20 protein-coding genes are annotated in these 21069 nt (G+C 50.5%); 2 read left to right on the forward strand and 18 right to left on the reverse strand.

Annotated features, from left to right (window positions below):
- Positions 1-468 (reverse strand): hypothetical protein (locus TJ79_RS14915; protein ID WP_040951136.1); only part of this gene is annotated, 468 nt, incomplete at its 3' end.
- Between the two features lie 13 nt (positions 469-481).
- The gene (gene asnS, locus TJ79_RS14920) at positions 482-1777 is read right to left on the reverse strand and encodes an asparagine--tRNA ligase (protein WP_040951137.1); all 1296 of its coding nucleotides are present in this window, start codon (positions 1775-1777) and stop codon (positions 482-484) included.
- Between the two features lie 267 nt (positions 1778-2044).
- On the opposite strand from asnS, the gene TJ79_RS14925 reads away from it, so the two are divergent.
- Positions 2045-2320: a hypothetical protein gene (locus TJ79_RS14925; RefSeq protein ID WP_040951138.1), complete on the forward strand. Its 276-nt coding sequence runs from the start codon at positions 2045-2047 to the stop codon at positions 2318-2320.
- A 109-nt stretch (positions 2321-2429) separates the two neighbouring features.
- On the opposite strand, the gene adhP is transcribed toward TJ79_RS14925, so the two are convergent.
- From adhP to TJ79_RS14960, 7 genes are all read right to left on the reverse strand, one after another.
- Positions 2430-3452 (reverse strand): alcohol dehydrogenase AdhP, encoded by a 1023-nt coding sequence (gene adhP, locus TJ79_RS14930; protein ID WP_040951139.1) that lies wholly within the window; start codon positions 3450-3452, stop codon positions 2430-2432.
- A gap of 334 nt (positions 3453-3786) precedes the next feature.
- Positions 3787-4989, reverse strand: coding sequence for an acetate kinase (locus tag TJ79_RS14935; protein WP_040951140.1), 1203 nt, complete (start codon positions 4987-4989; stop codon positions 3787-3789).
- On the reverse strand, positions 4986-5855 hold the full coding sequence (locus tag TJ79_RS14940; protein ID WP_040951141.1) for a 3-hydroxyacyl-CoA dehydrogenase family protein: 870 nt from the start codon (positions 5853-5855) through the stop codon (positions 4986-4988). The genes TJ79_RS14935 and TJ79_RS14940 overlap by 4 nt, the downstream gene beginning before the upstream one ends.
- Before the next feature lie 242 nt (positions 5856-6097).
- A complete protein-coding gene (locus TJ79_RS14945) occupies positions 6098-7606 on the reverse strand; it encodes an AAA family ATPase (RefSeq protein ID WP_040951142.1) in 1509 nt (502 codons plus the stop codon).
- Positions 7590-8126 (reverse strand): hypothetical protein, encoded by a 537-nt coding sequence (locus TJ79_RS14950; RefSeq protein WP_040951143.1) that lies wholly within the window; start codon positions 8124-8126, stop codon positions 7590-7592. The genes TJ79_RS14945 and TJ79_RS14950 overlap by 17 nt, the downstream gene beginning before the upstream one ends.
- A 231-nt stretch (positions 8127-8357) precedes the next feature.
- On the reverse strand, positions 8358-8906 hold the full coding sequence (locus tag TJ79_RS14955) for a cell wall elongation regulator TseB-like domain-containing protein (RefSeq protein WP_040951144.1): 549 nt from the start codon (positions 8904-8906) through the stop codon (positions 8358-8360).
- Entirely contained in the window at positions 8903-10207 is a 1305-nt protein-coding gene (locus TJ79_RS14960; RefSeq protein ID WP_040951153.1) for an amidohydrolase, read from the reverse strand. The genes TJ79_RS14955 and TJ79_RS14960 overlap by 4 nt, the downstream gene beginning before the upstream one ends.
- A gap of 182 nt (positions 10208-10389) precedes the next feature.
- Here TJ79_RS14960 and TJ79_RS14965 point away from each other — a divergent pair, with 182 nt between their 5' ends.
- Entirely contained in the window at positions 10390-11010 is a 621-nt protein-coding gene (locus tag TJ79_RS14965; RefSeq protein ID WP_040951145.1) for a DUF47 domain-containing protein, read from the forward strand.
- Between the two features lie 158 nt (positions 11011-11168).
- Here TJ79_RS14965 and TJ79_RS14970 read toward each other — a convergent pair whose 3' ends face one another.
- The 9 genes from TJ79_RS14970 to TJ79_RS15015 all read right to left on the reverse strand — a co-directional run.
- Positions 11169-11792, reverse strand: a complete 624-nt coding sequence (locus TJ79_RS14970; RefSeq protein ID WP_040951146.1) for a redox-sensing transcriptional repressor Rex — start codon at positions 11790-11792, stop codon at positions 11169-11171.
- Positions 11789-14656 (reverse strand): ATP-dependent DNA helicase DinG, encoded by a 2868-nt coding sequence (dinG, locus tag TJ79_RS14975; RefSeq protein WP_040951147.1) that lies wholly within the window; start codon positions 14654-14656, stop codon positions 11789-11791. The genes TJ79_RS14970 and dinG overlap by 4 nt, the downstream gene beginning before the upstream one ends.
- Positions 14657-14801: 145 nt before the next feature.
- The gene (locus tag TJ79_RS14980) at positions 14802-15458 is read right to left on the reverse strand and encodes a tetratricopeptide repeat protein (protein ID WP_052339616.1); all 657 of its coding nucleotides are present in this window, start codon (positions 15456-15458) and stop codon (positions 14802-14804) included.
- Positions 15459-15562: 104 nt separating this feature from the next.
- Positions 15563-15958: an aspartate 1-decarboxylase gene (panD, locus tag TJ79_RS14985; RefSeq protein WP_040951148.1), complete on the reverse strand. Its 396-nt coding sequence runs from the start codon at positions 15956-15958 to the stop codon at positions 15563-15565.
- Positions 15959-15984: 26 nt separating this feature from the next.
- Positions 15985-16905, reverse strand: a complete 921-nt coding sequence (gene panC / locus TJ79_RS14990) for a pantoate--beta-alanine ligase (RefSeq protein ID WP_040951149.1) — start codon at positions 16903-16905, stop codon at positions 15985-15987.
- Between the two features lie 15 nt (positions 16906-16920).
- The gene (panB, locus tag TJ79_RS14995) at positions 16921-17844 is read right to left on the reverse strand and encodes a 3-methyl-2-oxobutanoate hydroxymethyltransferase (RefSeq protein WP_040951150.1); all 924 of its coding nucleotides are present in this window, start codon (positions 17842-17844) and stop codon (positions 16921-16923) included.
- A 295-nt stretch (positions 17845-18139) separates the two neighbouring features.
- Positions 18140-19138: a biotin--[acetyl-CoA-carboxylase] ligase gene (locus tag TJ79_RS15005; protein ID WP_052339617.1), complete on the reverse strand. Its 999-nt coding sequence runs from the start codon at positions 19136-19138 to the stop codon at positions 18140-18142.
- A 55-nt stretch (positions 19139-19193) separates the two neighbouring features.
- A complete protein-coding gene (locus TJ79_RS15010) occupies positions 19194-20516 on the reverse strand; it encodes a CCA tRNA nucleotidyltransferase (protein ID WP_040951152.1) in 1323 nt (440 codons plus the stop codon).
- 3 nt (positions 20517-20519) lie between these two features.
- Positions 20520-21069 (reverse strand): glycosyltransferase (locus tag TJ79_RS15015; RefSeq protein WP_040951156.1); only part of this gene is annotated, 550 nt, incomplete at its 5' end.

Here is a 21069-nt window from a genome sequence, read left to right on the forward strand (position 1 = left end):
AAGCGGGCGGGAAAACTCTTTTTCGAAGATGACGAACATATTGCGTTCCGCTCCCCGTTCTCGCTCTTGCCTCTCCGCTTCTTGACGTTTTTCTTCTTCATCAACGAGAGCCGCAGCCAGCTTTCCATAAAGCCCATCCAAGTTGTAACGCTCGCAGTGCAACCCCGTCTCTGGGTTAATTCCGGAATCAATATTAATAAAGCCTTGATGGACAAGACGCTGGAGTGCAGCAATGACATCGCTTGGCGCAGCCGCCATGCGGCTTTGAATCTCCTCATGGGTGGGAAAATCAACCCGTTCCCGTTCGACGAACTCCATCAGCTGAATGATCAGCATGGCCTCCAGCTCCGAAAGCCCCAATTTCTTGTAGCGAACAAGAAACAATTGCGGAACCGCAACGCTTCCGGCTCGAAGCGCGTTCCACAAGATGATCTCGTAGCTTTTGCTTGCACCGTTCTTATCTTTCATCGCGACTCCTGCCTTATGGATACATACGGTTTAACAAACGCGGGAAGGGAATGGTCTCCCGTACGTGATCGAGTCCGCAAACCCAGGCAACCGTACGTTCCAGCCCAAGGCCAAAGCCGGAATGGGGAACGGTTCCGTATTTGCGCAGATCCAGATACCATTGATAGGCTTCCTTGGATAATTGATGTTCCACAAAACGTTCTTCCATCAGCTCCGGATCGTCGATCCGCTGGCTGCCCCCGATGATTTCACCGTAACCTTCCGGCGCGATCATATCGGCGCACAGTACCACTTCTGGACGGGTCGGATCCGGCTTCATATAAAAAGCCTTGATTCCCGTCGGGTAATGGGTGATAAATACCGGCTTTTCGTATTTTTCCGCGATGGCCGTTTCGTGGGGAGCACCGAAATCTTCGCCCCAAGGAATATCGAAGCCTTGGCTTTGCAAGTATTCGATGGCTTCGTCATATGTAATCCGAGGGAATGGCGCTTTAATTTTTTCCAGCTTGGAAATGTCCCGCTCCAATGTTTCCAGCTCTTTGCGGCAGTTGTTCAGAACGGATTCGATAATATGGGAAACGAATTGTTCCTGGATTTGCAGATTTTCTTCCAGATCGACAAATGCCATTTCCGGCTCGATCATCCAAAACTCGATCAGGTGACGGCGAGTTTTCGACTTCTCGGCGCGGAAGGTCGGACCAAAGGAATAAACCCGGCCGAGGGCCATGGCTGCCGCTTCCATATAGAGCTGACCGCTTTGGGTCAGGAAGGCGTCTTCATCAAAGTATTTGGTATGAAACAGGTTCGTCGTCCCTTCACAGGATGACGGAGTCAAAATCGGAGGATCCACAAGGTGGAAACCACGGGTATCGAAAAACTGCTGAACGGCACGAATGATCTCCGCACGGATGACCAGGATGGCTCTTTGCCTCGGGCTGCGAATCCATAGATGACGGTGATCCATCAAATAATCGACACCGTGTTCTTTTGGGGTGATGGGATACTCTTCCGTAATTTGAATGACTTCGACGCTAGTAATCGTCAGTTCATATCCGCTTTGGCTGCGGGCGTCTTCCCTAATTGTACCCGTGACATATAAAGAGCTTTCCTGGGTTAATCGGCCGGCATCTTCCCACGTTTCCGGAGAAACTTCGTTCTTCACCGCTACCCCTTGAATATATCCTGTTCCGTCACGAAGCTGAAGAAATTGAATTTTGCCGCTGGAGCGTTTGTTGTGCAGCCAGCAACCAATGGTTACTTCTTCACCCACATACTTGCTCACTTCGCGAATGGTGCATTTCGTTGACATGTTTTGCCTCCTCGACTTGCTCGTTCCTCGCCTATTGGCTCCCTCTCATTGTACAACCATTCCCTTTTGAATGCACGGTCATGTCTTCGACAAATGAACGAAATTTTCGTATAGCCAATTCAAGCTTCGAGAAATGGGTGTGATTCGCACATTTTCAGAGGAATCCAAGCCACCACTATTGGGATCTCATAACATAAAAGAGTAGAAAGATACGACTTCCCCTCTTGAACTTGAGCGGTGGAGATTCGAAAGGAGGTAAAAGCGGCTATGGAAATGTACAATTTATGCATGAGCTGCATGAACCGCAATGTCCGTATCCAGACCACTGACGGTGTCTTTACTGGCATGATCGTTGGCGTAGATGGAGAAAATGTCTTTCTCCAACCCATGGGAGATGCATTTCTCGCGAGTACGAGCAAAAGCAAAGCCCATACGTCAGCCTGGGGATTTGGCCCCTTCGGCTTTGGTGGCTTTGGGTTCGCCGCTCGCAATTCTATCCTCACGTTGTCTTTATTCACGCTGCTTGCCATCGCCTTGATCTGACACGGATGATAGGATAATAGTATGGAAAAAAGGCTATTCCCTTCGGTTTATATTCACCGAAATTTGGGGATAGCCTTTTCTCGTGCCACTAGCGATACGATCCCTAAACTTATTGACCCCCAGCCATATCGATGACGATACGACCGTTGATCGTACCCTGCAGCATTTCTTTGTAAATGTCATTGATGTCCTCCAGCTTACGCGTTTCCACGATGGATTTCACTTTCCCATCTGCCGCGAACTGCAGCGTTTCCTGCAGGTCCTTACGCGTTCCGACAATAGAACCGACCACTTTCGTGCCATTTAGAACCGTATCGAATATCGGCACATCCATCGACTCCGGCGGCAATCCCACCATGACGCAAGTGCCTCCCCGGCGGATGGAGCGATAGGCTTGGTCAAAAGCTTTCTTGGCAACAGCCGTACAGACTACGCCGTGAACCCCACCGATCTCTTTTTGGATCCATTCAGCCGCATCCGTTTTCGTAACGTTAACCGTTTTATCCGCTCCCAGTTCTTTGGCAAGCTCCAGTTTATCATCGGAGGTGTCGATAGCCACTACATTCATTCCCATCGCTTTTGCGTATTGGACACCTAAATGACCGAGTCCGCCGACACCAAAGATAGCGACCCATTCCCCCGGCTTAACACAGGATACCTTAAGCGCTTTATAGGTTGTTACTCCCGCGCAAAACAAAGGAGCGGCTTCGACAAAGCTGAGATTGTCCGGCACCTTCACTACATAGTCGGCGGCGGCGATGCAATATTCCGCATAACTTCCGTCTACGGAATAGCCTGCATTTTTCTGTTCCAAGCAGAGGGTTTCCCGCCCGGTCAGGCAATACTCGCAATGGCCGCAGGCCGAATACAGCCAAGGGATGCCTACCCGATCTCCCGCTTTAAGATGGGTAACCCCTACCCCCACTTCCTCTACAATGCCGACGCCTTCATGTCCCGGTATAAGCGGGAGCTTCGGCTTTACCGGCCAGTCGCCATGGGCGGCATGCAAGTCCGTATGACAAACGCCGCAAGCTTGGATATGCACCAGCACTTCTCGGGGCCCCGGCTTCGGCTTCGGAAGCTCTTTGATCTGCAAAGCTTCTTTGAATTGATTGACCACGGCAGCTTTCATAGACATGCTCCTTTGGGCAAAATGGATTCAATGCTTCCCAAAGAAGTAGGTTGGACATCCTGTCACCAAATTATTCCGCCACCTGATTAAGGAAGGTTCTTAGATCCTCATGAAAAAGCTGACGATGTTGCCGTCCGGATCACGGAATTGAAAGGAGCGGCTGCCCCACGATAGGTGGTGGAGTCGGCATCATGTCGGTGTTCAACGCCAGTAAACGCTCATGCTGGGCGTTGATATCGTCAACTTGAAAACTGAGGGTCCATCTTCCCGTTCCTAAAATGAAAAGTCGGCAACCAGAGAGTTCTGGATGCCGACTTGCTTATCGTTATACGGTTTACTTGTTTTTGACCAGGTTGTACGTATCCCGGGCAATGACGAGTTCTTCGTTGGTCGGGATGACGAGTACCCGAACTTTGGAATTCGGAGTGGAAATATCTCGCGGCTCACCGCTGCGAATTTCGTTTTTCTCCAAATCCAACTCGATGCCGAAGAAGCTGAGCTTTTCACAAACCCGTTGACGCAAGGTCGCGGAGTTTTCGCCTACGCCTGCGGTGAAGATCAGCGCATCGATGCCGTCCATAGCGGCTACATAGGAGCCAATGAACTTGCGGATACGGTAATCGTACATCTCTATGGCTAGCTTGGCATTTTCATTGCCTTCATTCATGGCCTTCTCGACTTCGCGCAAGTCGCTGCTGATGCCGGAGATGGCTTGCAGACCGCTGTGCTTATTCAGCATGAAGTTAACTTCGGTGGTATTCAGTTCTTCCTTGCCCATAATGAAAGGAACGATAGCGGGATCAATGTCGCCGCTACGGGTACCCATCATCAAGCCTTCCAGGGGAGTCATACCCATGCTGGTATCGTAGGATTTGCCTTCCATAATGGCGGTAATGCTGGCGCCGTTGCCAATGTGTGCGCTGACCAGCTTCAGATCTTCAACTGGACGGCCTAACAGCTCTCCCGCTTTCCGGCTGACATAGTAATGGGAAGTGCCGTGGAAACCATAGCGGCGCACTTTATGTTTTTTATACAGAACCATCGGAATCGGGTACATGTAAGCCATCGCTGGCATCGTTTGATGGAACGCCGTATCGAATACGACCACCTGCGGAACTCCAGGCATGTTCAAATCAACCGCTTGAATCCCCATCATATGAGGCGGGTTGTGCAACGGAGCTAAATCGTACAAGCTGCGAATGCCCGCTTTTACGTCATTGTCCACCAATACCGATTCGGAGTATAAATCGCCGCCTTGGACGATCCGGTGGCCGACAGCGTCGATTTCGTCGATGGACGAAAGCACGCCGCTTTCCGGGTGAAGCAAGCAGTCGAGCACTTTGCGTACAGCGACAGTATGGTCGAGAATTTCGCTGACTTCTTTGATTTCCGGTTTATTCGTCGGCTCGTGGGTGAGGATAGCGGCATCCATGCCGATCCGCTCGACGCGGCCCAAAGCCAGTACGGACTCATCGGTCATATCGTACAATTGATATTTCAGGGAAGAGCTTCCTGCATTGATGACTAAAATTTTCATAGCCGTACACCATCCTTATCGTAGCTAAAGAACCCTTCGCCCGTTTTTACGCCCAGTTGTCCGGCGCGGACCATTTTCTTAAGCAGGAAGTTCGGACGGTATTTCAATTCGCCGTATTCAATGAACATCCGGTTGAGTGCGAAGTAAACGGAGTCCAAGCCGAAGCGGTCGCACATTTCCAGCGGGCCGTAACGGAAATCGTAACCCTCGCGCATGGCGATATCGATATCTTCCGCCGTAGCAACGCCTTCCGCCAAGACGGCGATGGCTTCGTTGATAAGCGTACAAGCCAGGCGAGTTGTAACGAAGCCCGGAGATTCATGAACTTGAACGCCCTTGATGTGAAGAGTATCTTCAACAAAGGAGCGAATATTTTGAAACGTCTCGTCCGACGTGCGGATTCCGCGAATCACTTCGACGATATCTTCGCCGCTCATAGCGTACAGGAAGTGCAATCCGATTACCCGTTCCGGGTTATGGGAAGCGCCAGCCAATTCGGTTAAGCTCAAAGTCGATGTCGTGCTGGCCAGAAGGGCTTCCGGCGCAACTTCATCAAGCTTGCGGAAAATGTCTTTTTTAATATCCAGATCTTCAGTCGCGCTTTCGATGATCAACTGGCAGCTGGCCAAATCTTGCGGCGACTCTGCTTTGCGGAGACGGGATACAATCAATTTTTTCTCTGCGCTGGTGATTCCCCATTTTTCGATCTGTCTATCCAAGGAACTTTCGATGGCAGCCATCGACGCGCACAGCCGATCCGGTGATTTATCCACCAAGACGACGTCCATGCCATTTTTGGCAAGCATCTCGGCGATCCCTTGTCCGATGGTACCTACTCCTACCAATCCGATTTTGGTAAACTTCATCTTTACACCCGCTTCTTCTATTTTTGTACCCGGTGCATGGAAAAAGGCTCCATGTCCAAGAACACATAGCCAACCTAAATGATACACTTTTTCATCGCAGTTTTCATTCTTTTTTCGACAGATGACACAAAGATTACAAAAAAACGAGGAATATCAAGCCCGTTCGCCCCACACGAGCCTTATCATTTCTTATGTAAAGCAAAAAGATGCACACCGAATCGGGCATGCATCTCATCATCTAGTTAAGCCGTCGTTCTTTGATTGATCTGTTTGAACAAGGAACGGAATTCCGTTCCGGAGAGCTCCTCTTCCTTCGTAAGAATGGACAGAGACTGCTGGAAGACATCACGGTGCCGTTCAAGGATTTCGCGGGTACGAGATGTCTGCTGCTCCACAATGCGTTGGTTTTCCTTCATCAACTCGTCCTTGGTTACCATATCCCGGTCAATAATGCCCAAGTTGGTCAGACCGGAATCCATCATCATTTTCACCATATGCAGCACTTGATCAAAATCATTACGCGACCCGGTGCTGCGGTTTCCGTAAAACATTTCTTCCGCAACCGCTCCACCCAGGGCCACCATCATGCGGTTTTCCAGCTCTTGCTTCGTATACAAATACTGGTCATCCGACGGATTGTGGCGCACATAACCCAAGGCCTGTCCACGCGGACGGAGGGAGACTTGAGCGACGGAACCCGGAGTCGTGACCTCTGCCATGATGGCATGGCCCAATTCGTGAAGCGCTACCCGCTCCCGCTCGGCTTTGCTGCTTTCACGGTCGGAGCGCTCACCCATCATGACCTTGTCGACGGCAGCCGACATATGTCGTGTCTCGATATACGGCGATTCCTCCCGCATGGCATAAACGGCAGCCTCGTTCATCAAGCTTTCCAATTGAGCACCGGAGAAATTGAAAGACTCCTCCGCCACCTTTTCCAGATCGACGTTCATGGCAAGGGGTTTATTTTTAGCATGAAGATTCAGAATGTGCAAACGGCCCTTCTTATCTGGCAGATCGACGCTGATGTGCCGGTCGAAACGCCCGGGGCGCAGCAGTGCACTATCCAGCATTTCTTTTCGGTTGGTTGCAGCCATGAGCAAAATACGCGGCGTTTCCTGAGTATGAATACCGTCCATTTCCGTCAGCAGTTGGTTCAGCGTCTGATCATATTCCCGGTGCTGACCTCCGCCGTCGCGCTTGCCGCCGATTACGTCGATTTCATCGATGAAGATGATGGCGCTGTCCTTGTTTTCTTTTTGCGCACGGGTACGGGCGTCCTTGAACAGATCCCGGATTCGGCTGGCGCCGACGCCGACGTACATTTCCACGAATTCGCTGCCGGAAGCCGAAAGAAATACGGAGTTGGTATGTTGGGCGGCAGCTTTCGCCATCAGCGTTTTCCCTGTTCCGGGAGGCCCCTCTAGGAGTATGCCTTTCAGAGGACGAATCCCGAATTTCTTGATCTCCTCTTGTTTGATCAGAAAATCGAGGGCTTCCTTCAACTCGTTCTTCGCACGGTCTTGACCGCCGATATCATCAAAGGTCAAATATGTTGGCACCTTCGCTTTTGTCCTGCGGTCAACGCCAGCTGTCATAGCTCCACTGCCCTTTGGTCTGGAGAAATAGAAAAAGACCCCAACAAAAGCGGCAATGGTCAAAAAGGGTAAGACATTAACCCCGATATATACGAGAAACAACAGGGCGGCAACGCCGATTCCTATTACGATTTCTTTAATGTACTTGCTCATTCGGCCACACCCCCATTCCTGCCGGAACACGCGGCAAAATGATGTACTTGCTGTTGCTGCCATCAACTAGACGGATATAAACGTTTTGATCGTCCATTTCCGACTCGGCGGTCAATCCCGATAACGATTTGGCTTTCTCTTGAAGTTGTGTCGGAATTGCCGAATACTGATGGGTTTCCATCGCCTGGGCAATATCAAAAAGGGCAGACGACCACCATTTCTCAAGCTCAGGGCTAGAATCACTGCTCACATTCAACTCAACCTGACGGCCGGAAACCACTTTGGATTTCGCAATTAGATCATATATATCGCGGATGCTGGCATCATTTTTCAACGCCAGATCAACCGTTACCTTGTCGCTGCTAAAATCGGAATGGACGCTCTCCACTCCCTGGACCTTGTTGATTTGATTGGCAAGAGGCGACTCCATGGCATAGCTGCGGTACATAAACCATCCACCAAACAGTATGACACAGGACGCTAATAATGCTATAACAGTTGGCAATACTTTTAGCTTCATGTTTGTCCGCCTTTCTATATATATTAGATGATGTATTAGAGTATATCACATCTAGCGACCTATTTGGGCTCATTTATTGAAATTATTCTAAACTAATTCCGATTCTTCGTTTCAACTCCGCCACAATTGGGTAAATATACGTTTTGCCTGAACGCAAAACAATCCTTGCCCGTTCCATCAGCATCGCCGCCGACTGGAGGTACAAGGATTGATTTTAGGCTGATACAAGAGCTATTTGTTATGCAAGCTTAGAGACCAAGTATCCAAATGATCACCCGTATGGATATTCAAATAATCGTAAAAGTATGAGGTCACTCCATTTTCTTTCAATCGATAATAAACTTGCCAGGAATATTCGCCTTCATAAACAGCCGGAATGATGCGGAGAATGGTCACGCCAGGATACTGGGCCTTCGTTTTCTCGCGTACAGCATCCTTACTGAAGCCTTGATCCAAATATTCAGCGTGCACGCCGTCATCGCTGATCCACACGACCATACTTTTTCCGTCGGATGATGTGCCCTGCACCGTCATATAATCTTTATCTCCGACAAATGGGGCAACTTTACCTGCTTTGACCAGATCCGTTTGCTCTTTAGCAGTTCTAATGGCAGCCTTTTTCTCCGCAAAATAATCATTCTGAATGGAAGAATAAAACCGTTCAAGTCCAATGATCAAACCAATTAGGACAATCACGGATATCGAGACGATCAGCCATATTTGCCGTTTGCCGATTTTTCTCTTCTTCGATCGCAACTTGAGCCTGTATTCGCCGTTCATCCGTTGATCAGCTTCTCATAGCGAAGGGTAAACTCCGCCTTGATTTTTTCTTCATCCAAGGTCAAACAGCTTCCGCCCCGCACAATGGCTTTCCCATCCACCCAAACGTCCGTTACATCCTGAGCGGAAGCGGAATAGATCGCGTGGGACAGCAAATTGGAATAGGGGTAGAAATGCGGCTGATCGATATTGAGCGCGATAAAATCGGCTTTGTTGCCAATCTCCAAAGCTCCGGTATGGTCCAACCAAATGGAGCGGGCGCCTTCTCTTGTCCCCATCTGAAAAGCGGAATAGGCGGGAACGGCTTCCGGATCGCCGGAAATGCCTTTGTGAATGAGCGCGGCCAAGCGCATTTCCTCGAACATATCGAGATTATTGTTGCTTGCAGGACCGTCAGTGCCAAGGGACACTTTCACCCCCGCCTTCAGCAGTTTCAGCACCGGAGCGACACCGCTGGCCAATTTTAGGTTGCTCCCGGGATTGTGGGATACGCGCACATCGTATTTTGCCAATATTCCGATCTCATCGTCCGTCAGATGGACGCCGTGAGCCACCAGACAGGGACGGCTGAAGACTCCCAATTTTTCCAAATGCGCCACCGGCCGGAGTCCATAAGCCGCTTCATTTTCTGCGACTTCTCTTGCCGTTTCCGACATATGAGTGTGGATCGGCAGATTAAGGTCATGAGCCGCTTCGACAAATCGGAGGATATAGTCCGGCGGACATGTATAAGGAGCATGCGGCGACATCATCGCCGTGATCCGACCGTCAGCTTTACCATGCCAATCCTTGGCAAACTGAACGGCTTCCGCCAGCTTGGCATCTTGGACATCCGGCGGGCATAGACCGATTACACCACGGGTGAGACACCCGCGAATTCCAGACTGCTCCACGGCTTGAGCCACTTCATTCATATGGTCGTACATATCAACAAACGCTGTGGTACCGCCCTTCACCATTTCCAAAATGGAAAGAAGCGTGCCCACGCGTACATCATCTGCGGTAAATTTCGCTTCGTTCGGCCACATTTTTTCTTCGAGCCAAACTTGCAGCGCTAAATCGTCGCCGACTCCCCTTAGCAAGGACATCGCAGCATGACCGTGAGTATTGACCAGCCCCGGCATAAACAGCTTACGTCTTCCATCAACGATTTCGTCATACTCGGTGTCCACCGACTCTTGAGAAAGCGATGACCCAATATACACGATTTTATCGTCTTTTATCCCCATATCTCCTTGAAGCACCGGCGCTTTAGCATCCGGAACGAGAAATGTACCATTTCGAATCAATATACGGTTCAACACGCATCGTTTCCTTTCACACAAAATTCGCTTGTTTCCAATGTACAATGCCAGCAGGCTAAAAATCAAGAAAATGAGACATGCCGGTTTACGTCATTGCATTTCCTTTTAAGATTGTGTTAATTTTAGTATTAGGTTTGTAAATAGGTGTTGGATACGAGAGACTGGAGGACAACCTGAGTATGTTACAAAACAATAAGGGAGACACGGACTTTTTCAAGCTTCTGATCGAAGCTGCGGAAAATTCTTTGGCTGGCGCAGTTATGTTCCAGGAAGCGATGAAGTCCGGAAAAAATCCGAAAGAGTTCATTGAACCGCTTAAAGAACTGGAGCACAAAGGCGACACGATCACGCACATGATTTACCGGGGGTTAAATAAAGTGTTTATCACCCCTCTTGACCGCGAAGACATTATGGCCCTAACCAATAGCGTGGACGATGTGATTGACGAAATCGAAGAAACCATCGCCCGTTTCGACTATTTAAATCTCGATTACTCGGATCAATACATGAAAGCTTTTGCCGACGTCATTGTCGGTAGTTGCGAGCATATCCTTGAAGCGTTGAAGCTGCTGCCTAAAAAGAAATATATGCAAATCACCGAACACACGGTCATCATCAACAGTTTGGAAAATGAAGGCGACCGGCTGATGCGGGAAGGAATTCGCACGATTTTCACCGAGACCAAGGACCCTTACACGGATTTCAAACTGAAAGAAATGTACGAGCACCTGGAAGAAGCAACCGATGCCTGCGAAAGCGTAGCGAATACGCTGGAAAGCATCGTCCTGAAATACGCCTAACAGCCGGAACTCTACCGGCACCGTAAAAGCATTCCACACGACCATCAAGGTTGAAGGAATGCTTTTTTTGTTGCAGCACCAGCCGCATAAATAATGCAAAACCCCACCAAGTGGGGTTTTATAGGGTATAGGCCCGGACATTCTACTCTGCCCTGTCATTAATCCAGATAATAGGCTAAGCTTAACAACTCGGCGGTAAAATCGGCGTAATGAACCCGAACGTTGGAGGGAACGCGGATGATGGCCGGGGCAAAATTCAGAATGGCTTCCACTCCTGCATTTATGAAGTCATCTGCAACCGCTTGAGCCTCTGCGCCAGGCACTGTAATGATCCCGACGCGGATGTCATTTTCCTTGATGATCGCTTCCATCTGTTCCATCGGATGCACCACCAGATTATTCACCAGCGTCCCCACTTTGTCCGGCATAGAATCGAACAGAGCGACGATCTTCATGGAGTCTTTCAAATAAGCGTTGTAGTTGCTAAGTGCTCTACCCAAGTTCCCCGCACCGACGAGGGCGACGGCGATTTCCCGATCCAGCTTGAGAATATGGCGAATTTTTTCGATGAGATAATCCACATCGTAGCCGATCCCCTTCTTGCCAAAGTCACCGAAGTAAGCCAAGTCTTTGCGGATTTGCGCCGGATTCAAATCCAGCCTTCTCCCCAGATCCTGGGAAGACACGGTTTGAACTCCGTTAAGCCGCAACTCATTGAGATACCGTAAGTAAACCGGCAGACGACGAACAACAGCTTCGGAAATTTTCACTGTGATCTTCATATTTGTTCCCCCTCAATCCATTCAATAATCCGTGGCACCAACTGCTGAGTATTCATATGTTCAATCTTCGGTCCGGGAAGCGAATAAAGGAAATACTTGCCGTAATTCGTTTCCAGAATTCGCGTATCGTAAACGATGACAACTCCCTTATCCCGCGCTGTCCTCACCAACCGGCCAAAGCCTTGCTTGAAACGAATAACAGCCTGAGGCACCGACAGCTTCATAAACGGATTTTGGTTTTCTTGCTTAATACGGTCGCATTTCGCTTCCACCACCGGATGATTGGGCGGTTGAAAAGGCAATCGAACGATGACCAGGCAGCTTAACGCTTCTCCCGGAATATCGACGCCTTCCCAGAAGCTGCTTGTTCCGAGAAGAACGGCCGATTTGCTTTGCTGGAACAGGCGGACCAGCTTGCTGCGGCTGCCGCCGTCCATCCCTTGCCCATAAACTTGAATCCCATCCTGCTGAAGCCGCTCCCTTAGCTCAACATGAACGGTCTTCAACATTCGATAAGAAGTAAACAGGACAAGCATCCGGCCCTTGGTGGCTCGAGCCACTTCCGTTAAGGAATCGATAAGTCGGGCGGTAAACTCCTCCTCGCCCCTTGCCCCTTTTAATACCGGAAAATCCCTTGGAATGACCATCAACGCTTGGTCCCGATAATTGAAAGGAGAGGGGAGCAGGACGGTATGCAGCCTATCGGCTCTTTGCGAAGCGGAAAGACCCAGCTGGTCGATGGTATAGTCGAACTTCTTGTTGACGGATAACGTCGCAGAGGTAAGAACGACGCTCTCTTTTGCTCCGAAAATATATTCCTGCAGCATGGGGCTGACATCGACGGGAACGCTGTTCAAGAGCAAGGAACGCAGCTTCTGGGTGGGACTTCCTTCCAACCAATAGACATAATCACGCTCGCTCCGTTTTATAAACAAGCGAAGGCCATCGCGGAAAGCCGTCAGATCTTTGACAGCCCCGGCAATATCCGTCACAAGGCTTTGGATCTCGAACAACTCATCCTTTTCCTTGAGATCGGACAGCAGCCGGTCCAGCCGCTTCAATACATCGGACAGATCGGCATAAAGCTCATCCTCAGCATCGGAAAACAGCGGCCAACGTTCAGGCATATCTTCCGAACGGATGCGCAAAACGGTTTGTCCGCCTTCGCCGCCGTCACCGCTAGCCGCGCCTCTCGCCAACTCATCAAAAAGCTGGATCGCCAGCTCCTCCCACTTTCCGCGAAGATCGGCTAGCTTAGGAACGATGTTATCCACTCTTTCACACCAAGCCGCAAGTTCATCGGCAGGAACGTTTTCCACTCTGGACAAGCGCTGTCGCAATTGCGGCAATTTGCCAGTACGGCTATCTTTCCACAGCCATGCAATGGCATTCACAAGGGTGGAGTGACCGACTGTTGTGCCCAAATGCTTGCTTGCGACCTCTTCGAAGTTGTGTGCTTCATCGATCACCAGGTGCTTGTAGCCGGGCAAAATCCGGTGCTCCGCCTTCACATCGGTGAACAGCAACGAGTGGTTGGTGATGACCACATCCGAGGTGTTGGCTTGATGTCGGGCTCTGTGGTAGAAGCACTTTTTGAACCAGGGACAATTGCGGTTGAGGCACGAATCTGCATCGCTGGCAACTGTTCGCCAAAACTCTCCGCCCCGACTGCCAAAGTGAAGTTCTTCATCCTCGCCATCCGTCGTCTCGCTGAGCCAAACAACCATTTGAGCGGCGGAAATGAGATCCTCTCTGCCGTTTTCATAATCGTAGTAAGTCACTTTCTGCTCAAACTTGCGCAAGCAAAGGTAATGGCTGCGGCCTTTCAATATGGAAACCTTAAAGGGAACTGGAAAAATGTCCTTTAGAAGCGGCAAATCCCGCAGTCGCAATTGCTCCTGCAGGTTGATGGTATGGGTGCTCACCAGAACCTTTTTATCCTGCAAAATGCCGTAATGCAGAGCAGGAAGCAAGTAGCCGAGGGACTTGCCCGTTCCGGTTCCCGCTTCAACCATCAAGTGCCGATCTTCATCAAAGGCAGTATGAACCTCCGCGATCATCTGATCCTGAGCTTCCCGTTCCTCGAACACATCGAACTTCAGTTGAAGGGCTTTTTTGATATCCTCGTAAAATTCAGAGAAGGGCTTATCCAAATGGGCGACAACTTCAGACCGGTCCCGTTCTTCTTCCTCTTCACCCCAATCCCCTACATTCAAGGCAAACTGCCGAAAGTACGTGTAGGCATCAGGGTCGAGGGCGCTTGCCTGCTCTTTTTGATTGCAGAGCTCGCGGATAAACCAACCGAAATCACCGGGATCATCCTGGAAGATTGCGGCAATCCGCTGTACGGTAAGAAGCGGAAGCTCCAATATCCGTTTTTTACATAACAAAAGAAGCTCGGCTGTAGCCTCCGCGTCGGAGTCCGCTTGATGGGGCCTTTCATGGGTGACGCCCAAGGTTTCGCATACGTTGCCAAGTGCGAGACTGGGCAACGTAGGAAAAGCGATACGCAGCATGTCCATGGTGTCCAGCACGATGCCGTTAAATTTAAAATAGCCGCTGGATTCCAACGCCCGCTGCAAAAATGCGAAATCGAAGCCGGCGTTGTGGGCCACTAAAATACTGTCCTTCAGCAGCCGCTGCATGTTCATAACCGCTTCTTCCAATGGGGGTGCTTCGCTAACCATAGCTTCGTCAATCCCCGTCAAGCTGGTGATAAAGGCAGGGATCGGTATTGTTGGTTTAACTAAAGTGGAATAGCGCGTAGTGATCTTGTCGTCTTCTATAAGAACAAGGCCAACCTGTATGATTTCATCGGCAGGCTGGCCTCCGGTCGTTTCAAAATCTAAAACTGCAAATTTCATTGCGAGGAAACCTGTTCCTTTCCTTCTTGCCGGATGCATGAAAAAAATAATGGCCAGGCCGACAGGAAAAGCTTATCATACGCTTACTTTCCTATAGCATACCAGAACCTCTTGTGAAAAAACAAACTTTTTTTAAGATATCTTCTTATGCATGATCCCGCCGGAACGGCCAAAATTCCTTGCTCCACAAACTGGGCTCCATACAGCTGGAGTCGGCGAGATCGGCCATTTTAAAATAGTCAAATGCTTTTTCGGCATTGTTCCCCTGCAGCTGAATACAGCCCATAGCGCTAAAAGAAATGGCTTTCAGCTTTTGATTTTCCGTGAGCGGGATCAGAAGTTGAAATTGCTGGTGAGCTTCGTTTAAATCTCCCGCACGCAAATAGCCCATGGCGAGATATACCCTGCCCAAAACGAAATCCGGATTATGTTTCACCAGTTCGGAAAATTCGGCAATCGCCTGCCGGAACATGTAAAGCTTGTAATAACCTTGGCCTTTGATAAAATGCTCCGATGTTGAACCTGTCAGGCTTGGAGCAGAGCCGGTGCTGGATTCATCAGGGAAAGAGTGAGGGATCGTCGTAAGGGCGGCTTTCGGAACGGAAACGGTTTTCCACTTCTTGCGGACAAGATTCAAGCGCTCCTCGAACCTCGTCCATTCCTCCAGGCAACTGTCGTTCATGGCCTTTAAAAGATGCAGCTGATCGTCCAGTTCCTCAGCTTTATCCGACGAGGCTTCCGAATATTCCTTGATGATGTCATCCAATACCTTGTTCATCGTAGCGTAAATTTCCTTGAACACGCGCTCCCCTCCCCCCGATTTCTACGTTCATTGTTTGCTCGGGGAGAAGGTTTCATACGCATGATAACCCCTCAAATTCAGGCATTCCGTGCTGTTGCGCGCTCTTAGAGGGTGGTCGACAACTCGGTGGAGTGCTTTTCTTCATAGGTGGCATCGACGGGGCGATTGGCACCGTCCAAAATGACGACAGTCGGTTTATGCGTCCGTGCTTCTTCATCGGAAAGCACCGCATAGGAAATAATAATAACCGTGTCTCCCGGTTGAACCAAACGGGCTGCCGCTCCATTCAGACAAATGACTCCCGAGCCCCGGGGACCGGGAATGATGTAGGTCTCCAAACGGGCGCCGTTGTTATTGTTGACGATTTGAACTTTTTCGTTAGGGTATAAGTCCGCAAGGTCCAGCAGATCCTCATCGATGGTTATGCTGCCTACATAATTCAAGTTTGCTTCCGTTACGGTAGCGCGGTGGAGCTTGGATTTCATCATGGTACGGAACATTAGAGGTCCTCCTCTATTTTTACGTTTTATTTGAAGCTGCCGGCCAGCTTACGGTTCACCGGGATTACAGATGGAATCGGCAAGAGGCGGTTATCGATCAATCGGGTTTTACCAAAACGAACGGCAAGGGCAATGATCATTTCGTTATCAAGGCTGCTCCATTCTTCTGGTTTGGCCAGATTTGGATACGACAGGATCTCGACATAGTCGATATCCGCCAGCGGCATTTTTTTGATTTCTCGAATCAAGCGTTTCCGCAAGAGGTTGGGATCGTTTTGCTCTTCAACCAGCCAACTGTCCGCAAGAGCCAGAACCCGGGAAAGCACAAGGGCTTGCTCGCGTTCTTCCTTGGTCAAATAGACGTTACGGGAGCTAAGCGCAAGACCATCGGTATCCCGGATGATCGGACAGGCGACGATATCCACCGGAATATTCAGATCATCGACAAAAGTACGGATAACCGCAACCTGTTGCGCGTCCTTCATCCCGAAGTAGGCACGGTCAGGCTGCACGATATGAAGCAGCTTGCTGACGATAAGGCCAACACCGTCAAAATGGCCGGGACGGGACGCGCCGCACAGCTTGCTCGTTACGTCAGCGGAAACGGTTATGGATGATCTGCTTTTACGTGGATACATTTCCAGCACATCCGGCATGAACACGAAATCGACTCCCGCCTTCAAGGCAACCTGCAGATCCCGTTCCGTATCTCGGGGATATGTTGAAAAATCTTCTTTTGGCCCGAATTGGGTCGGGTTGACAAAAACGCTCAGAACAACGATATCGTTCTCCTGACGCGCGCGCTGCAGCAAGCTGGCATGGCCATCATGAAGAAAGCCCATGGTCGGCACCAAGCCGACGGAACCTGCCTTCCCTGCGGCATTGAAATCCGCTTTGCGTTTCTGAATGGCCTGCCGCAAATCTTTTATGGTAAGAATGGCTTCCACTCTCTTCACTCTCCCTTATTTTCCTGACCCGTACACCGCAATATCTTCCGATTGGTTCCCAGGCTCGCCTTGCTTTGTCTTGCCGTCATCAGAGCCTTTATTTGCGCCTTTTACGGACGTATCCCCGCTAAAAGAATGCTCCGGCAGCGGAAAACTTCTGCTCTTCACTTCCTGCACATATTTGGCAATACCGCTGCGGATTTCATCTCCAACGCGGGCAAAGGTTTTGACAAAGCGCTTTGGAGCGGAGGAGGAGCCATATTCCAACATATCGTGGAAAACAAGCACCTGACCGTCACATCCGGGACCGGCGCCGATTCCGATGGTGGGAATTGAAACTTCACGGGTTATCCGCTCCGCTGTTTCCGCCGTCATCAACTCAAGAACAACGGCAAAGCAGCCTGCTTCCTCCAGGGCTTTCACATCTTCGACCAAGCGTTCAGCATCTTCAGCCGTTTTGCCTTGAACCCGGTATCCGCCGATTTGATGGACGGATTGCGGCGTTAAGCCGACATGGCCCATTACGGGAACTCCTGCTTTCACGACTGCTTTGACGGTATCGGCGATTTCCCGGCCGCCTTCCATTTTCACCGCTTTGCTGCCGGTTTCGCGCATGACCCGGCCGACATTTTCCAGCGTCCTGTCGATGCTGCCATGATAGGTCATAAACGGCATGTCCGTTATGACGAAGGCAGAGGATACGCCGCGATTGACCGCTTTGGAATGATGGATCATATCATCCAGCGTAACGGGGATCGTCGAATCGTATCCCAGAACGACGTTGCCCATGGAATCGCCGACAAGTATACAATCGACGCCTGCTTCTTCCGCCAACATGGCCGAAGGATAATCATAGGCGGTAACGATGGTGATCGGCTCACCCTCTTGTTTCATTTTGCGGAGTTTGAATGTGGTGATAGGCTTTCGAATCGCGTTCATTATTAGTTCCTCCCGACTTTTTTGTCGGCAGACTTCCGCTTGTTAAGGGTCAGGTAAAAAATAGAAAAGACCCTCCAGCGAAAAGCCAAAAGGTCATCCATACATAGTAAAAACTGTAGGGGTATGAACCTTCTGTCTCGGTCCTTTCGGCTCAGAGCAGAATCCGCCATAATCCAACACAAGCTTTTCAATTATTGTCCCCATTGAGGACGAAGGCAAATCAGCTGTTCAAGTGCAATTCCGCACAGGGATATCGCCTCGAACGAGTTCATTATACCATCACCGGACGCGAAAATCACATCGTTTTTTCCGTCAGCGTTTTATTTTCTTCCCGGATATCTCCGGAAAAAACATTCATCTCTTGACCGTTTTCAGTGCGAATCGTCAGAGCACCCGATTCGTGCAGGCGCAGTGCAGTTCCCTTTTGCGGCCCCTTTGGCGTATACGCGGTAATGACCCGGCCCAACGTGGAGCTTAACGCTTCCCACAGAGATAAAATCGGAGCAAAGCCCTCAGCCATGTAAACCGAAAACCATTTTTCATATTCCTGCAAAAATGAAGCGATCAGATCCTCCCGCTGAATCGGTTGGCCTGATTCGATAAATAAGGAGGTAGCCACATCATGCAAATGATCGGGATAATCCTCCTTCTGCAGATTCACACTGATACCAAACCCTGCGATAATATAGCTCAGTCGTTCATCCTCCGCGCTGGACTCCATCAAAATACCACTGACCTTACGGCCGTTAATGAGAATGTCGTTAGGCCACTTGATCGAAGCATCAACAGAGGCTTCCCGGCGAAATGTCCGGCAAAGCGCCACCGCAGCTAACAGCGTCATCTGCGGAGTATGTTGCATAGGAATATCCGGTCTCAGCACCAGGCTCATATAGATGCCTTTTCCCGCCGGCGAGTGCCAGCTGCGGCCCATTCGACCGCGCCCTGCCGTTTGGGCGTCGGCAACCACAAGCGCCCCGTGCGGCGCTCCGCGCTCCGCCCATTCGCGAGCGGCATCTTGGGTCGAAGATGTCTCTTCCAGCACTAACAACGGATGTCCCAGCTCCCGGGTTTGGAGCTGCGCCAACAGCAGTGTTTCATCGAGCCGCTCCGGCTGCGACACTAACCGGTAGCCTTTTCGGGAAGAGGATTCGAACACATAGCCATCCTCTTTCAGCGACTGGATGTGCTTCCAAACCGCCGTTCGGCTTACTCCCAGCTCTGCGCTAATCTTCTCGCCGGAAAAAAAGACGCCGGGATGTTCCGCAAAAAGTGCGATCAATTGTTTTTTATCCATGGTTCTGGCACACCCCGTTTTCTCTTCCGCCTCACCGTTTGCCGAATCATATCCGCTACTCCGGATTATCCTTTGCCCAATCCGCGACCCGATTGGCAAGAGCCTTTTTGCCCGGTTCAAGCCTGCCTAATGCGGTCTCAAGCAGCATCCGGTTCATCAGCTTGCCCAGCCACGGCCCGGAAGACCGTTGCAGTTGCCGCATCACTTCTTCCCCATTCATCGATAATTGGGATAGTTTTTTTACCGGCATCTCGCGGAGCCAGTCTGATCCATGGTTTAGCAGCAGTCTAACGCCGCTTTCCGCTGTTTCTTGATCCGTACCGGCGAATACGGGATAGTGAACCGGATCCTCCGGCATCTCTTGATAAAGGGTTGCAACTCCGAGCCAATCGGTAAGTGTTGTTTCATTGTAATACAGACAGCCGGTCACCCAACTATCCCTTATTTCCGCTTCGCTCTTCGCAGATGAGAGAGCTTCTCTCAGCCATTGGTCAAAAGCAAGAAACTGTTTGACCCGCTTCGTGTCGTCCAATGAAAAGGTAAGGGCTTTCCAAGCAGTTTCCGCCGCTTCCGGGGTAAGCTCCATTTCCTTCGCCAGAAGCAGCCAACGCAGGGAAACAACAGAAGAGGATTCCAAACGTCGAAGCACAACAGGTAAATCTTTGCTCGTCCAATCGGCAAAAGGAAACGAGAGCTTGATTTTGGTATGCCGAAATATGCGGCTGTCCGCCAAAAGCGACAACCCTTCAAAGGGATGAAGGCCGCCGACGATCCGGGACAGCTCCGCCCGTACCCGTTCCATGGACACATGTTTAAATAAGCGGATTTGCCCCTGCAGTGCCAACCATGTAGCGGGTTCCACCTGCAATTGATATTGGGAGGCAAAACGAACGCAGCGCATCATACGCAACGCATCTTCGCTAAATCGCTCTTCCGCTTCGCCTACGGAGCGCAGAACTCCCGCCACTATATCCTGCCTGCCGCCAAAGGGATCGAAGATATTGCCGGCAGCGTCCATAGCCATGGCATTCATCGTAAAATCGCGCCGCCGCAAATCCTCATCCAGATCGGAGACAAACTCAACTTGAGCCGGGCGGCGGTGCGCTTCATACTCCGATTCCTTGCGGAAAGTGGTCACCTCAAAAGAAAAGCCGGAAACGCGAACTGTCACGGTTCCATGCTTCAGTCCCGTAGGAATGCATTTGGGAAACAACGCCATAACCTGATCCGGCAAAGCCGAGGTGGCGATATCGATGTCTTGAACCGGCAGCCCAAGATGCTTGTCCCGAACGAAACCACCGACAAAATAAGCTTCCCAGCCAGCTTCCGTCAATTTCTTTAAAACCGCGGTCCCCGCTTTTATCATTTGCGTTCCCATCGTTTACCCTCTACAGTCGGCATCGGTTGAAAGATCATCGACGGGCGCTTTTCTGCCCAGAACCCGATAATAAATCTCTTCATACTGCCTCGTAATCCGGTCATTACAAAAGGTATGGCGAGCCCTGTACAAGCAAGCATCTGAAACTCTCCGGTACAAATCCGGGTTTTTCAGCAGCCGGATAGCATCGGCGGCCATTCCAGCCACATCGCCGACAGGCGATAGAAACCCGGTTTCGCCATGGGTCACCAACTCGGGAATTCCTCCAGCCGTGGAGCCGACAGTCGGCACTCCGCAGGCCATCGCTTCCAGCGCCACAAGACCAAAGCTCTCCTTTTCCGACGGAAGAAGCATGATATCCGAGATGGACAAAATCTCTGCCACTTCGTCCTGTTTACCGCAAAACAATACCCGTTCCGAGAGCCCCAGCTCATGTACTCGGTTGACGACTCGGGACAACTCGGGTCCATCTCCGGTGAGCAGCAGCCGGCTGGGCACCTCATGATTGACCCGGGCAAAAATTTCGACGACGTCCATCACCCGCTTGACTGGG

It is taken from the genome of Gorillibacterium massiliense, assembly GCF_000455485.1.
In the GTDB taxonomy this organism is placed as follows: Bacteria; Bacillota; Bacilli; order Paenibacillales; family NBRC-103111; genus Gorillibacterium; species Gorillibacterium massiliense.